This window comes from Pectobacterium colocasium (genome assembly GCF_020181655.1).
Taxonomy (GTDB): Bacteria; Pseudomonadota; Gammaproteobacteria; order Enterobacterales; family Enterobacteriaceae; genus Pectobacterium; species Pectobacterium colocasium.
In genome coordinates this window covers 4501360-4518921 of record NZ_CP084032.1, presented here as the reverse complement: position 1 = coordinate 4518921, position 17562 = coordinate 4501360, and the positions used below count along the sequence as shown (strand labels likewise).

The following is a 17562-nucleotide window of genomic DNA, read 5'->3' as shown; positions in this document are numbered from 1 at the left end:
ACACTTTTATGAAACTGTGACGATTTTTGCGCTCATGTTAACAGAATCGGAAAATTCCACAGTGTGGTTTTAGTGACCTTAATCACACTTATTGTTTTTAGATACCTCTTTATTTTCGTTTAGTGTTCGTTTTTGCTCTTTATCAAACATTAACCCTTCTTTCTGTGTCCCAATAGCAACATATACCATCCGCCCGGAGCGAGAATATGATGCAAAATACTGGGAACTGGCGTGAAACTGACGTAGTTGTCATCGGCGGTGGCGCGACGGGAGCAGGTACTGCAAGGGATTGCGCCCTGCGCGGACTGCGCTGCCTGTTGCTTGAACGTTATGATATCGCGACCGGTGCGACTGGGCGTAACCACGGCCTGTTACACAGTGGTGCCCGCTACGCGGTAACCGATGGCGAGTCTGCCCGCGAATGTATTGAAGAGAATCAGATTCTCCGGCGGATTGCCCGTCACTGTATTGAACCCACCGACGGCCTGTTTATCACGTTACCGGAAGACGATCTCGGCTGGCAGGCGCAGTTTATTACCGCCTGCCAGCAAGCGGGGATTCGCGCCCAGGCGATAGATCCGCAGGAAGCGCTGCGGCTGGAGCCGGCAGCTAATCCGGCGTTGATTGGCGCGGTGCGCGTACCGGATGGTTCCGTCGATCCTTTTCGCCTGACAGCGGCCAACATGATCGATGCCTGCGAGCACGGCGCGGAAGTGCTGACCTATCATGAGGTTATCGGGCTGATTCGTCAGGGCGATCGGGTTACCGGTGTGCGCGTTTTCGACCATAAAAAAGCTGTGGAAACAGAAATATACGCAAAGGTGGTCGTCAACGCGGGCGGTATCTGGGGACAACACATTGCGGAATATGCCGATCTGCGCGTGCGCATGTTCCCGGCAAAGGGCGCACTGCTGATTCTTGGGCACCGCATCAACAACATGGTGATCAACCGCTGCCGCAAACCGGCGGATGCCGACATTCTGGTGCCGGGCGACACTATTTCGCTGATCGGCACGACCTCAACCCACATCGACTACGACCAAATCGACAACATACTGGTGACGCCTGCCGAGGTGGAAACGCTGATGCGGGAAGGCTCCATGTTGGCGCCGTCGCTGGCAAGCACGCGAATTCTGCGTGCCTATGCTGGTGTCCGTCCGCTGGTTGCCAGCGACAGTGATCCCAGCGGTCGTAGCGTAAGCCGTGGCATTGTGCTGCTCGACCACGCCAGTCGCGACGGACTGGAAGGGTTTATCACGATCACTGGCGGCAAGCTGATGACCTATCGCCTGATGGCGGAATGGGTGACGGACGCCGTCTGCAAAAAGCTGGGTCATGACGTGGCCTGCTCGACGGCACAGACGCCGCTGCCCGGATCGGAATCACTGGATGAAGTGAAAACCGTTCCCCATGCGCTGTCTGCCTATCCACCAGCAAAACCGCTCTCGGCACCGCTGCGCGGTTCGGCGATTTATCGCCACGGTGAACGTGCCGGAAGAATGCTGTCCGGTGAGCGTCTGGATCGCAGCCTGGTGTGTGAATGCGAGGCCGTGACGGCGGGGGAAGTGCGCTACGCCGTTGAATCATTGCAGGTGAATAACCTGATTGACCTGCGTCGGCGTACTCGCGTTGGCATGGGCACCTGTCAGGGGGAACTGTGCGCCTGTCGTGCGGCAGGTCTGTTGTGCCGTCTGGGCACTGCGACGCCGGAGCAGTCGCTCACGCAGCTCAGCCAGTTTTTGAACGAACGCTGGAAAGGCATTCGGCCGATTGCCTGGGGCAATGCCCTGCGTGAAAGCGAATTCACCAGTTGGGTTTATCAGGGTTTGTGCGGCCTGACGGCCAGCGACAGTCAGGAGGATCGCCATGCGTTATGACGTTGTGATTATCGGTGGCGGGCTGGCGGGGCTGACCTGCGGTATCCGCTTAGCGGAGCAGGGAAAACGCTGCGCGATCATCAGCGCCGGACAGAATGCGCTGCATTTTTCTTCCGGTGCGCTGGATTTACTCTCCCATCTTCCCGATGGACAGCGCGTGAGCCAGCCGCTTGAGGCTCTAGACGAGCTGGCGCGTCAGGCTCCTCATCACCCTTATTCGCGTATGGGAGCGACGGCGGTTGCCGCATTGTTGCCACAGGTTGAAGCATTGCTGGAGCGTAGCACTCTCTCTCTGCAAGGCAATCATCAGCAGAATCACTGGCGTATGACGCCGTTAGGTAAGTTTCGTTCATGCTGGCTGAGCCCGGTCGATGGCGTCACGCGTGGCCTGCCGGATTCCCGATTTGGCGATAACCCGTTGATTGCCGGTATCGACGGTTTTCTGGATTTTCAATCCCGTATCGTGGCTGGCACGCTTCAGACGCAGGGAATTGCGGCGCGCAGTGATGAACTCAAGCTGCCCGTGCTGGATCGATTACGCCAAAACCCCAGCGAATTTCGCGCGGTAAATATCGCCCGCGTGCTCGACCGACCGGAAAATCGTTCGGCGCTGGTGGAGGAGTTGTCGCTTCTGGCCAACGGCAACGATGCCATCATCATGCCCGCCTGTCTGGGATTGGATAGCCCCGCGATCGTGGCTGAACTGGCTGATGCACTCGGTAAACCGGTATTGCTACTGCCGACATTACCGCCGTCAGTGCTCGGGTTGCGTTTGCATCAGGCGCTGTCGCAGCGCTTTCGCCAACTGGGTGGCATGGTGATGCCGGGCGATCGCGCGGTGCGTGCATCGCTATCGCCGCAGGAGATTGCCGTCCATAGCCACCATCACCGCGATATTCCGCTGCGGGCGAAGCACGCGGTGCTGGCGAGCGGCAGTTTCTTCAGCAACGGGCTGGTGACGCAGTTCGATCGGGTGACCGAGCCCGTCTTTGGATTGGATGTGCGGTTCGCTGACCTGCGCGAGGGCTGGAGCCAGCAGGATGTGTTTGCGCCGCAGCCCTATATGCAGTTTGGTGCGATTGTCGATGAGCATCTGCACCCGCGTATTGGCGGTGAAACGATCAGCAATCTGTATGCCATCGGCGCGGTGCTGGAAGGTTTCGATCCGATTGCACAGGGATGTGGGGCGGGCGTTTCTTTGCTCAGCGCACTTCATGTTGCCGAACAGATTTTGACGGAGGGCAACTCATGAGCCTGCTTAGCGATAACAGTTTTGAAGATTGCATCAAATGTACGGTCTGTACCACGTACTGCCCGGTTTCGCGCGTGAATCCGCTTTATCCCGGCCCGAAACAGGCCGGACCGGACGGCGAACGCCTGCGGCGTAAAGACCCGGCGCTGTATGATGACGCGTTGAAATACTGCACCAACTGCAAACGCTGTGAAGTCGCGTGCCCGTCGGATGTTAAAATTGGCGACATCATTCAGCGTGCGAAAGCGACGCACAACAGCCACAAGCCGACATTGCGCGATGCCATTTTGAGCCATACCGATTTCATGGGATCGATTGCCACGCCGTTTGCGCCGCTGGTCAATACGGCGACCAGCCTGAAGCCGGTGCGCCAATTGCTGGATAAAGCGTTGAAAATTGACCATCGCCGCCAGTTGCCGAAATATTCGTTCGGCACCTTCCGGCGCTGGTATCGTCAGCAGGCAGCAAAACAGCAGGCTTATGATGAGCAGATCGCTTACTTTCACGGCTGCTATGTGAATTACAACCATCCACAGTTGGGTAAAGATCTGGTGCAGGTCTTTAACGCGATGGGGATTGGTGTGCAGTTGCTGAATAAAGAGAAGTGCTGCGGCGTACCGCTGATCGCCAATGGTTTTCACGACAAGGCCAGAAAGCAGGCACGCGCGAATATCACGTCGCTGGATGAGGCAATCAATCAGAAATCCCTGCCGGTGGTGGCGACATCATCCAGCTGTACGTTCACGCTGCGAGACGAGTACCCGCATCTGCTGGGCGTGGATAACGGCCACGTGCGTGATGGCATCGAACTGGTGACGCGCCAGCTCTATCGCCTGCTGGAAGAAGAGGGGCGAACACTGCCGCTGCGTCACTTACCGCTGCGGGTGGCGTATCACACCCCTTGCCATCTGGAGAGAATGGGGTGGACAGCGTATACCCTGGCGCTGCTGCAACGTATCCCCGGTCTTGAACTGGTGATGCTGGACTCCCAGTGCTGCGGTATTGCGGGCACCTACGGCTTCAAGAAAGAGAATTACGCCACGTCACAAGGCATTGGCGCACCGCTGTTCCAGCAGATTGAAGAGAGCGGAGTCGATATCGTGGTGACGGACTGCGAAACCTGCAAGTGGCAGATTGAGATGTCGACCAGCAAAAAGTGCGAACACCCGATCACGCTGCTGGCGAGGTCATTAGTGCAGTCAGAGTAACAATCTGCAATAACGTGTTTCCGAACGTTTAACGCTCGGAAACACGAAATATAAAGCGCTCACGTAATAGCCACTTATCTTATTTATTTCAGTCACATTATTTTAAAAGTGAAGCATCCTCAAGGCGTGTTATACGCTAAATAATTCAAATTTCTCTCTTTCTGCTTTCCTCGGAGGTTGGCGTATAAAACTATATTTTAATAAGCTAACGACTTACCATGATAAGTGACGTAATTCATTAACTTGAACATATAAATAATGGTGTAAGTCTCCACCTGTCATACATTAATTATATATTTAATTATTTGTTTATTCCTAATTATTCATGATTTAATTATTATGATGTTAATGTTTTTATCTTTATCTCATTGTTTATTTTTACTTAATTAATCTTTAGAAAACATTTGATAAAAATTATTTTTGGACATATCTTATTAAGTGTTAATTCCAGTTCTTTAAATGTTATTTCATTCTAAAATTATCGAACTACACAGCAGCATTCTCCAAGAGCCTGTACCAGTATGTCGTTGGGGTATTGGGTGACGTACTACGGATATATAAGCTTTATGATACAAGGAGAGAACATGAGCTTTGATATTGCAGAAAACACCTCTTCAGAGATTCAGGATTTTGTGACCATTGGCGGCTCTTCCGTGGATGAGCTTGTAAAAAAAGGAATTTATCATATTCAAACTTCTGGAAAGCGAATTTCATCCAGAGCGGGAGACGCATTACAGTCCTATGGGGTAAATTATGTACTTAAAGATCCACGTAACCGACTTCATCATCTTCGTGATGGGGCAATAAAGTATCTTTCTCGTGAGTTTTTGGCTTATTTCAGTGGGAACCTTAAAGCTGAAACTGGGCTTGCAAAAGCATCCAAATTTTGGATGACACTTGTAGATGAAGATGGGAATGTAAATTCTAATTATGGATACTATGTTTTTTATGAGACGGTTGAGTCATATGGTAATCAGTATAATTGGGTGAAAAGTGTTCTACTTAAAAATAGGGATTCAAGAAGAGCGATTATAAATATAAACCAAAATTACCATAAATCTGACACAAAGGATTTCCCATGTACGCTTGGAATGCAATTTTATATAAAAAATAATAAATTATTCTGTGAAACAATCTCCCGTAGTACAGATGTAATTACAGGTCTTCCATACGACATGGGTTTTTTCTCTTTTATTCACGAGTTGGTTTGGAAAGATTTGATTGAAAATGGAGTTAAAAATCTTGATTTGGGATATACTATAATGAAAACCACATTTACCCAAATATATGATAAGAATATCTCAAAAGCATATGAAGCTATAGAAAATTTTTCTGATGATACTTTTATAACGAGAATGCCTGCTATTGAGTCAGCAAGCGAAACGCTGTCAGATATTTTGACTGGCAATGAAAATACCACCGTTATGAAATGGATTCATGCTAATGCAGAATAAACATGTCACTATTATTTTGGCCTCAAATAACGAAGCGAAAATATCATCTACGAAAAATATATGTAGTAATCTTTTCCCGAACTTCACACTTAGTCATCATATCGTCTCTTCTGGTGTAAGCGAAACACCTGAAAATGATGACGAAGCTATAAAGGGATGTTATATACGTATTGATAATGTTGAGAGCAACACCAATTATCACGTTGATTATATTATTGCTCTGGAGGGGTTAACAGAAAAAACATCTTTTGGTAGTTTTGTTTATGGGTGGGCGGTTATTAAAGATACGAAAAAAAATAAATATCACTATGGTTGTAGTGGCAAAGTCATGTTACCTGAAGATGTCACAGAAAAGCTTTCAAAAGATATCCGGTTATCAGATGTAGTTCTTAATTTATACCCACATATATCAAAAGCAGATATGGGTAGGCTTGGCACTAATGGCGTGCTCAGCAATGGGCTTTATACGCGAGTTCATGAGTTTGAAACCGCGTTGAAATGTGCATTTGGCTCACTTGCTCTTGAGAAAGGTAAGATGGGTGATTAAATTAATTTTATTTGATATTGATGATACTCTTGTGGACCATAAAACTGGGGCTTATCAGGCTATACAGAGAATCTCGGACCTAATGATTCGTCTAAATTATGCTGATGCCCTGTATGACTTTAGTGAATTTATTTTCAGCTATGAGGCGCGGAACCATACACTTTGGTCAAAGTTTGAATTTGGTGAAATTGATATTGCTACATTATTAAAAAAGAGATTTATCTATATATATAATTGGTTCGGCGTTAAAGATTCTGATTATGAAGTTATTGAAGAAACATATTGGAATGCATATATAGAAAATTGTGCGTTGAAAAGTGACTGGCTTCCTTTACTTAAACAGTTAAGCTCCAGGCTTCCTTTGGTGATATGTAGTAATGGTATGGAGGCCGTCCAGCGCCGGAAGCTTATGCATACTAAGATTTTTCCATTCTTTAGTCGTTTTTATTTTGGAAATCGTTATCCTGACTGTAAGCCTGATACTCATTTCTTCACAAAAATTCTTCTGGATTTTAATGTGCAACCCGAAAATGCCATTATGATAGGGGATAGTATTAATAACGATATTCTCCCTTGTGAAAAACTGGGGATGAAAACACTACATTATACTGATTTTAACTCATTTCAACCTATTAAAAAAATACTTATGGAACTCACCAATGGATAAGAAATTTATCTTTAGGGATATAAGTTACCTTGATTCGACTTCAATGAAGTTAGTTCAAGGAGATATCTCGATGATTGGGGGGGAGATAACTTACGTAGGCGAAAGGAGGAAGGATGATGTCGAAGGAATAGTTATACCATCAGAACAATTCGTCGTCTTACCTGGGCTTGTCAATGCTCATCTTCACCCGAGTAAAGAGATTTATGGAAGCATCTTAGATGCATCTCCTATTGATGTGGTGCTTGATTCTGTGCATCGAAATAATACGCTGGAGGACGCTGAAGGTCAGTATGTTGCTTCGCTTAAATCATTAATGATGGCTATGAAGAAAGGTATAACAACAGTTGGTATTTTTACAAGCCGAATTGAAAGTGATATACGTGCGATACAACAGGTGAAAAATCGGTGTGTAGTAAATTTTTGTCAGAGTAATCAATGGGTAGGCAATGGTAAAGGTCCAGAAAATGAAAGTGTTGAAACGATTGTTTATAAATACCTCCTTGCTGAGGAAAAATACCAGTCCGAATTAATTACTATTCTACCGGCTACCGCATCTGAACTTTCTGCCGATGACATTTTACTTAAAAAATTACACCAGCTTGCTAATCACCATCAAAAAAAGTTTACTCTTCACATTCATGAGGGAGCATATCAGGTTGATTCTCACCGAAAAATATTTGATGTGAGCGGCGTTGAGCGTCTTGCTCGTTTGGGTATTCTTGATAAGCATACAACGCTTATTCACTGTTGCCACCTATCAGATAGTGAGCTAGATATTCTGTTATCAACACAATGTCATATTATCCATTGCCCAGTAAGTAATAGTTTTGTTGGCGCAGGCACCTTACCATTACGTCGACTCTCGTCTCATTTGGACCTGGGGCTTGGTACCGATGCTGCAATGGTTAATCCTGGAAATGATCTTACTTTTGACGCGCTTTTTGCCTTATACCATCATGGTGATGCCAATTTTGACACGAAAGTAGATGCCGGAAAAATTCTTCATATGATTACAGAAGGGGGAGCGAAGTCTCTTGGTCTGATGAATGTGGGTAGAATTGCTCGTGGTTTTAAAGCAGATCTCATTTTCTTTGATAAGACATGCATCGGTGTTGATTATATCAATACACCTATTTCATTACTGAAAATGTTGCACTATGAGAATCCCTGTAAAGTAATCGTGAATGGCGAAATTCGCCTGAATAATGGTCAATTTATAGACCCTGTTTTAGAAGGTAACAACGAAAAATTTTCTGCAATTAGAAGGAAGATCATAATATGAAAAGCATCGCTTTTTTGTTTTCAGGGAGAGGAAGTCTTTTAACCTCTGTGCAAGATGCTATCAAGGATACATACTCTCAGGCAAAGTTAAGCCTTGTCTTAACAAATAACCGAGATTTTTCTCCCGAGGGTAAACCTATTTTCGACGGTGTTGCAGTTACAAAAATAGCTCATCATGATTATAAAAATCGATATGATTTCGAAGAGAAAATTGCGGAAAAATTAATAGAAGAAAAAGTTGATTTGATTATTTTAGGTGGTTTTAGACGAATTTTTTCTCCCGAATTTGTCGAGAGATTTGGTGACAAAACAATGAACACGCATCCATCACTTCTCCCTGCTTTTCCCGGTGATAAAGCGCAACTTAAAGCGTTGCAAGCAGGGTTGAGAGTGACTGGAGCAACGTTGCATTTTATTAATGAAGACGTTGATGCTGGTCCAATAATTGATCAAGAGCCTGTTAGAATCACTAATGGGATGAGCGAATCTCAGCTTAGAGAGAGTATTGTTGAGGCTGAAAAGAAAATGATATATAACGCCATTCGTGCTTTTTTGGATGGGAGAATAAAAATAGTGAATAATAGAGTTAGCTATGAAGGATATTTCGATGTACAAGATAAAAAATAATATTATTGCTGCGATCTGTGTTGCAAGTATACTATTTTTAGCTATTGTCAGCCTAGGGTTGTCACTGGCAATCCTTCCTTTATATGTTAATAAAGTGCTTGAGTATTCTGCATTTTATGTTGGTCTTGTGGTTGCGGTTGAGTCTGTGTCCACCTTGCTATCACGTGCGCTCGCCGGTCGATATTCCGATAATCATGGCCCGAGGAAAGGTATGGTGGTAGGCTTATGTTTAACTGTTTTTTCTGGCTTATTATGCTATCTATCATTTGCATTTCTGGACCCAGGAAAAGCGGTTTTTTCTGTAATAATTATTTCACGTATACTAATGGGAATAGGTGAGAGTCTTATTTTTACCTGTAGTGGCACTTGGCCGATTGGTTTGGTTGGAAGGGAACATGCAGGTAAAATTATGTCTTGGGTTGGAATAGCAATGTTTCTTGGATTAGCTATTGGCAATTATTTTGGCATATGGTCTTATTATCACACTGGTATCACTCTATCCGCGATTATAATGACAATGTTACCCGCTCTGGGGTTTATCATTGTTTTAATCGTCAAACCTGTAGCTGTGCATCCGAATAAAACACACGCGACACTCTTATTTGCTGTTAAAAGAATATGGAAAGCCGGATCTGGTTTTTCATTAGCTAATATTGGTTATGCCTCTATTACCACTTTTTTAGTTCTTTATTTTATACAGAATGACTGGGGAGAAAATTCGGCTGTTGCGCTTGCTCTTTTTGGCGTGGGATATGTTATTTCGAGGCTGACTCTTGGTTGGAAGGCTGACAGTTCGGGGTTAAAAATGACTCTATTCTCACTGACAATCGAGGCGATAGGTCTGTTGTTGATCGGCTTATCATCCCATCCGTATGAGGCAATGCTGGGTTCTTTCCTTACAGGATTTGGTTTATCTATGGTATATCCGTTGCTCGCTCTTCCTGCTTTAAAAAGTATGCCGGAAGAGCATCTCGGTCTTGCTCTCAGTACCTATGAATCTTGCTTTGATATTGGCATTTTGTTTTCTGGATTTATCGGGGGCATCATAGTTTCTGTTTTTGGCTATCCTGCTATGTTCCTTTTCTCATTTTGCTGTTGCCTGTTGGCATTGTACTCGTCGGTGTTGGCATATCGACAGGTGTCATTATCTGGTTCGATTCACCAGGTTCAGTCTTCCTAGCTGATGAACTCATTGGATGAGGGTGGAAAGTAAGGCTTGAAGGTCCCCTGCAAGTAATCCTTCGGTTCTTGTTGAGAATAAGAATTTATCGCAAAAAGAACTTTACAAGTGCGAATGATAATGATTATTATTGCAGTGCGTTCCGGGGGAATGATGTCGCGTACCTGTGTTACTAATGGTGCTCACGACACTCCAGCTTCCCTGTGAAGGCACGACATTGCTCACATTGCTTCCAGTATTATTTAGCCAGCTCGGGTGCTGGCTTTTTTTTGCCTGTCGAACGCGCCTGACAATGCCGTTTAAGCTCTTCTGTAAGTCTCCTTCTTTTTCCACTGCCATAAGCCATTCACCGCTGGTTAATTGAGACGTTGTGCTGGAGATTGCCTGCCTGAGATCCAGTGCCATCCAACAGTATTCGGGATGCGAAGACGATCACAACAAAGTAAAAACAGTGTTTTATTTTTTCGCCATAGAGCAGATAGTCACTAGTGTTCAATAAATTCATAGTGTCTAGTGTCTAAAAAAGGATGGACACTGTCCTGCTCACCACGGTGGAATCCGCTCATGGCTTTGTCAGCGAAGGATAAACTGTTCCAAAGTATCATCACGCACTATGCCAGCAATGCGCATGGGTTTACGGCGCTGGATTGTGCGGACTTTATTCAGGTGAGCCGTAGCGTTATCAGCCATTACCTTAATCGCCTGTGCGACGAGGGTAAGCTTCATAAAAAAAATACCCGTCCTGTCCGTTTTTATGTGGAGACCCGACACCCAAAAACCGAACCCGAGATCAGCGTACCGCCACAGCATGACGATGTTTTTGGCGAACTGATTGGTGCAGGGGGGAGTCTGGAGAAAATCATCTCTTCTTGTCGTGCCGCAGTGAATTACCCTGGCCGAGGGTTGCCAATATTGATCTCTGGAGAGAGTGGCGTCGGGAAAAGCCATTTGGCGGCGATGATCCATCGTTATGCGCAGGATCGGGGCATTGTTGCCTTGGATAAACCGCTGGTAGAACTCAACTGTGCTGACTATGCCAATAATCCTGAGCTGCTTTCCGCTACGCTGTTTGGCTATATCAAGGGAGCATTTACCGGTGCCGATCGGGATAAAAAAGGTGCCTTTGATGACGCTGATGGCAGCGTCCTGTTTCTGGATGAAGTGCATCGTTTATCGGCGGAGAATCAGGAAAAACTCTTTTTATTTATGGATAAGGGCTACTTTTATCGCTTGGGGGATAATCGAGCCCGTCAAGCGGCGGCGATCCGTTTTATTTTTGCCACGACGGAAAATGTCGATACCGTGTTGCTGAATACGTTTCGCCGCAGGATCCCCATTCGTATCGCATTACCGAACTTTATTTCCCGTCCGTTAACGGAGCGTGTGGCTCAGGTCGAGTATTTTTTACGACGTGAGGCGCGCGATCTGAATCGCGATATTCATATGGATAGTCTGTTGATGCACCAGCTGGTGGCATCTCCTATCCGGGGCAATATTGGCGAATTGAAAAACCAGATCAGGGTGATGTGTGCCGGCGCATGGAGTGAAAATCAGCACGCCGAATATATTGAATTGCAGTCTTCTCAGTCTGGCCAAATGAATGGGGAAATGTTGGTGTTCTCCGCGCGAAAACGTTCTACTGCCCTCGATGTCTCCTCTCTGTTGCCAAAAGCGATGCGAGATGACGTGATATTCAAGGAGTTTTGCCACAGCGGGAATACCTTATTATTAAATCGAAAGCTTGAACATTTGCTCACCACGCTTAATTGCACCGTTCAACAAGATGAACTCTATCGTGGTTATATCTGGCAAAACACGATGCGAGCTATCAATGAATTGGAGAATCAGACGGGTATTGAATGCAACGCGGATTATCGAAAAACGGTCTGGCTTTGCCTGCATTACGCCATGAGCAATACGTGGGAAACGCAACCTATCAATGAACTTTCCTCTATCACCGATTATGTTTCTTCGAAAGCCAGATTGCTGGCGCTTGAATGTATCTTCTTGCTGAAAAAATTTGTGACTAACACCGATTATCCTTTGCTTATGCCGCTGCTGAGCTGCTCCATGAACAAATTATCCGGCGATGATGACCTGATTCAGGGTGTTATTGTCTCCCACGGTCGCTCGACGGCTTCCAGCATTGCGGGCGTTGCTAACCAATTAACCGGGGGATACTACTTTAAAGCGTTTGATATGCCCAATTCGACGTCGACACGTGAAATGATCGATATGTTGATCGCCCACCTGGATAGCATTAAGCAGCGTGCAGGGTTGATTATATTGGTTGATATGGGATCGCTGAAGGAAATCTATGAAGAAATAAAATTGCATCTTCATGGTGAACTGCTCGTGATTAATAATGTTAGCACCGCGATGGCGCTGGATATTGCCTCTAAGATTCAGCATCGGTTGTCAATGGAAGAGATTATCGACAGTGTAAAAGGCGCCTATGAGGTTGAAACCCGCTATTATGCGGGCATGCTACCCGGCAATAAAATTATTATTTCATGTATATCGGGTGAAGGCATTTCCCGAAAATTAAAAGACATTGTATTCCGCTATCTAGCCTCTGATGCAATAGATATTGTGACAATGGAATATGATGATTTGAAGTATAAAATATCACAGGCCGATCCGGCATTAAATGGTACGCGACTTGTCATCACCACAACCGATCTTGATGCGGGCTATATTCCCATTATTAGCGTGGAGCAATTGATAAAAGAGAAGGTTGACATCCTGCTTCGGGATTATTTTACCGATCTGCTGGTTCCCGGCGGAATGGAACCGATGATTGATGAAGTCGTTAAGTTATTTACGGTAGAAGGCGTTGCTGGTCGTCTTAATTTTCTTAACCCCGTTATCATTATTGATGAAGTGGAAGCAGTCATTAAACAGTATGAATTTTTCTATAAAATTCATTTTGAAAGCTATTTGCGTATTAATTTGTTTATGCATATTGCACTGATGATTGAGCGGGTTATGGTCAATACAGGAATGTGCCATCGTGATGATTCAGAACTGACAGCGGATCAGTTGGCGTTTGTCGAGGTTCACGATACCTTTTTCCAGGTGCTCAATCGTAAATATCATATTGTCGTTCCACTGACAGAAGTGCTGATGATTTATGAAATCATGGAGCCCTGGATTTCCTCAGACCCCACGCTGTAATGCTCAGGTGCTGACTCATCAGCCAGTACCGCCTCCTTTTATTTCCTGCGCAAGATGCTGTGCCGACGTCAATACGCTGGCACAGCGTTTCGACACATTGCGTTATATCGATCTGGACAGTATTTTTAGCGTCTAATTTCAATAATAAAATTCAATAAAAACAGTAAAATAGAGAGGTGGCATGGTAAGTGCATTAATGCTTCCCGTTGCCGTAAATAAATTAAGGAACGCGTTATGCGAGAAGTTTATATCGCCAGTCATGGCCGATACGCCGAAGGGATGGTATCCGCCCTGAATTTACTGATTGGCGAAGATCATGGGATTCAGCCTATTTGTGCTTATTGTGGCGATATCGGCTCTACCGCTGAACTGGCCGAACGTTTCAGTGAGATGGCACAGGAATCGGCGCGACGTGGCAATGAGTTGGTGCTTTTCACCGATATGCAGGGAGGCAGCGTCAATAATACGGCGGTGCAGTTGATGGTGAAGTACCCGCATATGCATGTGATCAGCGGCGCTAATCTGATCATGCTGATGGCGTTTTGTCTGTCTGAAAACAGTGATATCGCGGTGCGAGTACGCGAAGCTATCACGATGGCGACAGAAGGTATGCAGTACATGAATGCCGTTCCAGAGCTTCAGGCGGCGCGTGAAGCGAACTTTAGCGCTGAACAGGATGGCTCCGACGATTTCTTTACTACGGAGCCAGCGTAATGCCTGTGATTCTTGAACCCTTGGATGCCCGCTATGCGGCACATCAACCTCCGCTTTCTCAGGCGTGGCTCAGCGATGCCATTCAGGATGTCCTGAAAAGGCTGGATGAGATGTTGCCACGTTTTAGCCACACGTTTCCTGCCGCCAGCGCCAGCGAGGGGCGCTATCTGGCCGTCGAAAAGGTCGATTGGACGGAAGGATTCTGGACCGGCATGTTGTGGCTGGCCTGGGAAGTGACCGGGGACGATAAATACCGTCAGGTGGCGGAGGGGTTGTTGGACAGCTTTGAAATGCGGCTGGATAACAGAATCAAGGTCGATACCCATGATTTAGGATTCCTGTATCTGCTGTCCTGCGTGAATGCGTGGCGTCTCACCGGTAACGAACGCGCCCGTTCACTCGCGCTACGTGCTGCCGAATTGCTATACCAGCGCTATAACGAAACGGCGGGAGTGATTCAGGCGTGGGGGGATCTCAGCGATCCGGCACGTCAGGGGCGCATGATTATTGATTGCAACCTGAACGTTCCTCTCTTGTTCTGGGCCGCGAACGAAACGGGAAAAGCTCACTATCGGCAGGCTGCGCAGCGCCATCTTGCTTTGGCTGCGCGATATCTGGTCAGAGATGATGCGTCAACTTTTCATACGTTTTATATGGATGTCCATACCGGCCGCCCGCTGCGTGGCGACACCCATCAGGGATTTAGTGATGATTCCTGCTGGGCTCGCGGGCAGGCCTGGGGCATTTATGGCTTTGCGCTGGGGTTTAACTATACCGGCGATGGCGAGCTTCCTGAACTGTCCCGTAAGCTGACTCACTACTTTCTCAACCGGCTACCGGAAGATCACGTCTGCTATTGGGATCTCATCTTCACGCCGCAGGACAACGCGTATCGTGACACCTCTGCGGCCGCGATTGCGGTATGCGGGATGGCGGAACTGCTCAAGCAGTTGCCGATTACCGATCCGCTGCGTCCCGCCTATCACCATGCTATCGCGCTGATCGCGCAGAATTTGCGTCAGCACTATTTTGCCCATCACTCCGACGGGCTGCTGTGCGAAGGTGTTTATAACTTTGGTCGCAACATGGGGATTAACGAGCCCAATCTTTGGGGCGATTACTTTTGGTTCGAAGCCCTGATTCGCCTTACCCGAATCTGGACCCCCTACTGGTAAATTCTAATAACAGGAGTAGCACCATGATTTCTCTGATTCGTATTGACGATCGTCTGATTCACGGACAGGTCGCCGTGGTCTGGACAAAACACCTCGGTGTGAATCGCATTCTGGTTGCGAACGATCAGATTGTGAATAACGACGTCCAAAAGATGTCGCTACGCATGGCCGCACCGGATACGGCCAAATGCGCCATTATGACGGTGGCTGATGCGGTTGATGTACTGAATGACTCCCGTTCCGACAGTATGAACATTCTGATCATCATTAATAGCGCCGCGGATGCCCGACGCCTGATTGAACAGGTTCCTGCGATAAAAACGTTAAACGTTGCGAACTACGGACGTATTACCGACAACCTGGCGGCAAAAACGAGGATCAGCGACACCGTTTATGTCACCCCGGAGGATGTCGCTGATTTTCATGCAATTGCTGAACGTGGCGTTGCGGTGGAGTATCAGGTCTTACCCTCACATCCAATCAAAAACCTGATTGAAATGCTGGATAGCGCCCATTAAGCGAGGTCACCATGTTAACAACAGCGCTTCTTATTGCTTTGGTGATGTATATCGCCAAATTTGCCGACCATACGCTGGGGCAGCCATTGATTGAACGCCCGCTGGTGTGTGGCGCGATGGTCGGGTTCGTGCTGGGCGACTTCCAGCAAGGGATTATCATTGGTGCCGCGCTGGAGCTCATTTTCCTTGGCACCATTACCATCGGCGGTTCGGTGCCTGCCGACCTTGCGGTCGGTTCGGTGCTGGCTACCGCTTTTACGATTTTAACGAACGCAGAGCCTGCCGTTGCGGTAGCGCTGGCATTACCTATCAGCTTGCTGGCGGTCTTCGTTTATCAGGTTGAGAAACTGATTTACACCGGTCTGGTCGAGAAATATGACGCATTACTTGCAAAAGGCAGGGATCGTGCGGCGCTCGGTATGACGCTGGGGATGACCCTGTTCTACGGCGTACCGTTTGCGGTGATCGCGTTCTTTGGCGTGCTGTATGGCACGGATGTCATCCGGAGTTTGGTGGAAAGCATCCCCGGTACTGTTATGCGTGGTATGACTGCGGTGGGGGGCATGCTTCCCGCTCTGGGCTTTGCCATTCTGCTCCAGGCGTTGTGGAACCGTAATATCGCCGCGTTCTTCTTTATCGGTTTCGCTATGGCGGCCTACTTAAAGCTGCCGATCATGGGGATCGCGATTATTGCCGCCTCTATCGCTGTTTACCTGTGTTTTAACGAGTTCAACCAGCTCAAAGCCAACAAACAGAATACTGCTGCTGCTCCTGCGGCTTCTGTAGACGATAAGGATGGGTTCTTCAATGACTGATATCCAAACAAACTCTGCCAGCGACACAAAGCATGTCGGCGCATACAACGATGATAAGAGCGAGAAAAAACTGTTTCGCCAGCTGTTCTTCCGTCAGTTTCAGCTACTGGGGTCGATGAACTTCACGCGTATGGAAGGGCTGAGCTACGGTTGGGCGCTGGCACCGATGCTGAAAAAAATCTACCCGGATCCGCATCGCTATCTTGATGCGTTAAAGCGTAATAGCCAGTTCTTTAACACCAACCAGCACTTGGCTCCCTTCATTATGGGGTTGACGCTGTCGATGGAAAAAGAGAACGCCAGTAACCCTGACTTTGATAAATCCAGTATCAACGGCATCAAAGTCGCCCTGATGGGGCCGTTTGCGGGAGTGGGGGACTCTTTCTTCTACGGTGTGTTACGCATCATCGCGACCGGGATAGCTATCGGATTAGCCTCTCAGGGGAATCCGCTCGGCCCCTTGCTCTTCTTGCTGGTCTACAACATTCCCAGCTATCTGGTGCGTTATTATGGCGGAGTGATGGGGTATCGGCTGGGGTCAAAATACATTGCGGAGGCGACCCAGTCAGGCCTGTTGGGGTGTATTACCAAAGCCTCGTCGATTATGGGTTTGATGATGGTCGGCGCGATGAGCGCCAGTATGGTGAAGTTTACCGCGACCTATCAAACCACCATCGCCGGACAGCCTTTTATCTTGCAGGAGATCCTCGACAAGATATGCGTCGGCCTCATTCCGCTGCTGCTGGTATTGGGGTGTTTCAAGCTGCTCCAGAAGAAAGTCAGTCCTAATCGGGTGCTTATTCTGTTGATTGTTTTAGGCTTCGCTGCGGCGGGCGTTGGCATCATCTAAATCTCGCCTCCCTCATTCGAGGGAGGCGTTTCTTATTGTTGCAGGTGGATTGTTGTCAGGCGGAGCGCGGCGTTGATATGTCGCGCTCTCGTTCGCGTCAAACAAGAGAGCGAGCAGAATAAAATTTAACTTGCTAGCTATCGTAGGAAAAATAGTATTGTGAGACTGTGCACATTTCTCCGCTATTTTTTCATGGATGTGGGAAATAATGGAAAAGTAG

15 protein-coding genes are annotated in these 17562 nt (G+C 47.2%); all 15 read left to right on the top strand.

Going from position 1 to position 17562, the window contains the following annotated elements; genetic code table 11:
* Window positions 1–206: 206 nt before the first annotated feature.
* The 15 genes from glpA to LCF41_RS20325 all read left to right on the top strand — a co-directional run bounded on the left by glpA (window position 207) and on the right by LCF41_RS20325 (window position 17342).
* Complete coding sequence (gene glpA, locus LCF41_RS20395; RefSeq protein ID WP_431191547.1) at window positions 207–1877, top strand: anaerobic glycerol-3-phosphate dehydrogenase subunit A; 1671 nt, start codon at window positions 207–209, stop codon at window positions 1875–1877.
* Entirely contained in the window at window positions 1867–3129 is a 1263-nt protein-coding gene (glpB, locus tag LCF41_RS20390; RefSeq protein WP_225086088.1) for a glycerol-3-phosphate dehydrogenase subunit GlpB, read from the top strand. The genes glpA and glpB overlap by 11 nt, the downstream gene beginning before the upstream one ends.
* The gene (glpC, locus tag LCF41_RS20385) at window positions 3126–4337 is read left to right on the top strand and encodes an anaerobic glycerol-3-phosphate dehydrogenase subunit GlpC (RefSeq protein ID WP_225086087.1); all 1212 of its coding nucleotides are present in this window, start codon (window positions 3126–3128) and stop codon (window positions 4335–4337) included. Before glpB ends, glpC begins: the two co-directional genes overlap by 4 nt.
* A gap of 584 nt (window positions 4338–4921) precedes the next feature.
* A complete protein-coding gene (locus LCF41_RS20380; protein ID WP_225086086.1) occupies window positions 4922–5791 on the top strand; it encodes a thymidylate synthase in 870 nt (289 codons plus the stop codon).
* Window positions 5781–6338, top strand: a complete 558-nt coding sequence (locus LCF41_RS20375; RefSeq protein ID WP_225086085.1) for an inosine/xanthosine triphosphatase — start codon at window positions 5781–5783, stop codon at window positions 6336–6338. The genes LCF41_RS20380 and LCF41_RS20375 overlap by 11 nt, the downstream gene beginning before the upstream one ends.
* A complete protein-coding gene (locus LCF41_RS20370) occupies window positions 6331–7005 on the top strand; it encodes an HAD family hydrolase (RefSeq protein WP_225086084.1) in 675 nt (224 codons plus the stop codon). The genes LCF41_RS20375 and LCF41_RS20370 overlap by 8 nt, the downstream gene beginning before the upstream one ends.
* Window positions 6998–8287, top strand: a complete 1290-nt coding sequence (locus LCF41_RS20365; RefSeq protein ID WP_225086083.1) for an amidohydrolase family protein — start codon at window positions 6998–7000, stop codon at window positions 8285–8287. The genes LCF41_RS20370 and LCF41_RS20365 overlap by 8 nt, the downstream gene beginning before the upstream one ends.
* Window positions 8284–8913, top strand: coding sequence for a phosphoribosylglycinamide formyltransferase (gene purN, locus LCF41_RS20360; protein WP_225086082.1), 630 nt, complete (start codon window positions 8284–8286; stop codon window positions 8911–8913). The genes LCF41_RS20365 and purN overlap by 4 nt, the downstream gene beginning before the upstream one ends.
* A complete protein-coding gene (locus LCF41_RS20355) occupies window positions 8894–10093 on the top strand; it encodes an MFS transporter (RefSeq protein WP_225086081.1) in 1200 nt (399 codons plus the stop codon). Before purN ends, LCF41_RS20355 begins: the two co-directional genes overlap by 20 nt.
* A 564-nt stretch (window positions 10094–10657) precedes the next feature.
* A complete protein-coding gene (locus LCF41_RS20350) occupies window positions 10658–13270 on the top strand; it encodes a sigma 54-interacting transcriptional regulator (RefSeq protein ID WP_225086080.1) in 2613 nt (870 codons plus the stop codon).
* 234 nt (window positions 13271–13504) lie between these two features.
* Window positions 13505–13984, top strand: coding sequence for a PTS sugar transporter subunit IIA (locus LCF41_RS20345; protein ID WP_225086079.1), 480 nt, complete (start codon window positions 13505–13507; stop codon window positions 13982–13984).
* On the top strand, window positions 13984–15159 hold the full coding sequence (locus tag LCF41_RS20340) for a glycoside hydrolase family 88 protein (RefSeq protein ID WP_225086078.1): 1176 nt from the start codon (window positions 13984–13986) through the stop codon (window positions 15157–15159). The genes LCF41_RS20345 and LCF41_RS20340 overlap by 1 nt, the downstream gene beginning before the upstream one ends.
* A gap of 23 nt (window positions 15160–15182) precedes the next feature.
* Window positions 15183–15677 carry a PTS sugar transporter subunit IIB gene (locus tag LCF41_RS20335; RefSeq protein WP_225086077.1) on the top strand — a complete coding sequence of 165 codons (495 nt, stop codon included), beginning with the start codon at window positions 15183–15185 and terminating at the stop codon, window positions 15675–15677.
* An 11-nt stretch (window positions 15678–15688) separates the two neighbouring features.
* The gene (locus tag LCF41_RS20330) at window positions 15689–16492 is read left to right on the top strand and encodes a PTS mannose/fructose/sorbose/N-acetylgalactosamine transporter subunit IIC (protein WP_225086076.1); all 804 of its coding nucleotides are present in this window, start codon (window positions 15689–15691) and stop codon (window positions 16490–16492) included.
* Entirely contained in the window at window positions 16485–17342 is an 858-nt protein-coding gene (locus LCF41_RS20325) for a PTS system mannose/fructose/sorbose family transporter subunit IID (protein WP_225086075.1), read from the top strand. The genes LCF41_RS20330 and LCF41_RS20325 overlap by 8 nt, the downstream gene beginning before the upstream one ends.
* Window positions 17343–17562 lie beyond the last annotated feature (220 nt).

Bases quoted from the DNA above. Each gene is read 5' to 3' on its own strand.
- glpA (WP_431191547.1), top strand. From the start codon at position 207: ATGATGCAAAATACTGGGAACTGGCGTGAAACTGACGTAGTTGTCATC.
- LCF41_RS20375 (WP_225086085.1), top strand. From the start codon at position 5,781: ATGCAGAATAAACATGTCACTATTATTTTGGCCTCAAATAACGAAGCG.
- LCF41_RS20380 (WP_225086086.1), top strand. From the start codon at position 4,922: ATGAGCTTTGATATTGCAGAAAACACCTCTTCAGAGATTCAGGATTTT.
- glpB (WP_225086088.1), top strand. From the start codon at position 1,867: ATGCGTTATGACGTTGTGATTATCGGTGGCGGGCTGGCGGGGCTGACC.
- LCF41_RS20345 (WP_225086079.1), top strand. From the start codon at position 13,505: ATGCGAGAAGTTTATATCGCCAGTCATGGCCGATACGCCGAAGGGATG.
- LCF41_RS20330 (WP_225086076.1), top strand. From the start codon at position 15,689: ATGTTAACAACAGCGCTTCTTATTGCTTTGGTGATGTATATCGCCAAA.
- glpC (WP_225086087.1), top strand. From the start codon at position 3,126: ATGAGCCTGCTTAGCGATAACAGTTTTGAAGATTGCATCAAATGTACG.
- LCF41_RS20365 (WP_225086083.1), top strand. From the start codon at position 6,998: ATGGATAAGAAATTTATCTTTAGGGATATAAGTTACCTTGATTCGACT.
- LCF41_RS20340 (WP_225086078.1), top strand. From the start codon at position 13,984: ATGCCTGTGATTCTTGAACCCTTGGATGCCCGCTATGCGGCACATCAA.
- LCF41_RS20350 (WP_225086080.1), top strand. From the start codon at position 10,658: ATGGCTTTGTCAGCGAAGGATAAACTGTTCCAAAGTATCATCACGCAC.
- LCF41_RS20335 (WP_225086077.1), top strand. From the start codon at position 15,183: ATGATTTCTCTGATTCGTATTGACGATCGTCTGATTCACGGACAGGTC.
- LCF41_RS20355 (WP_225086081.1), top strand. From the start codon at position 8,894: ATGTACAAGATAAAAAATAATATTATTGCTGCGATCTGTGTTGCAAGT.
- purN (WP_225086082.1), top strand. From the start codon at position 8,284: ATGAAAAGCATCGCTTTTTTGTTTTCAGGGAGAGGAAGTCTTTTAACC.
- LCF41_RS20325 (WP_225086075.1), top strand. From the start codon at position 16,485: ATGACTGATATCCAAACAAACTCTGCCAGCGACACAAAGCATGTCGGC.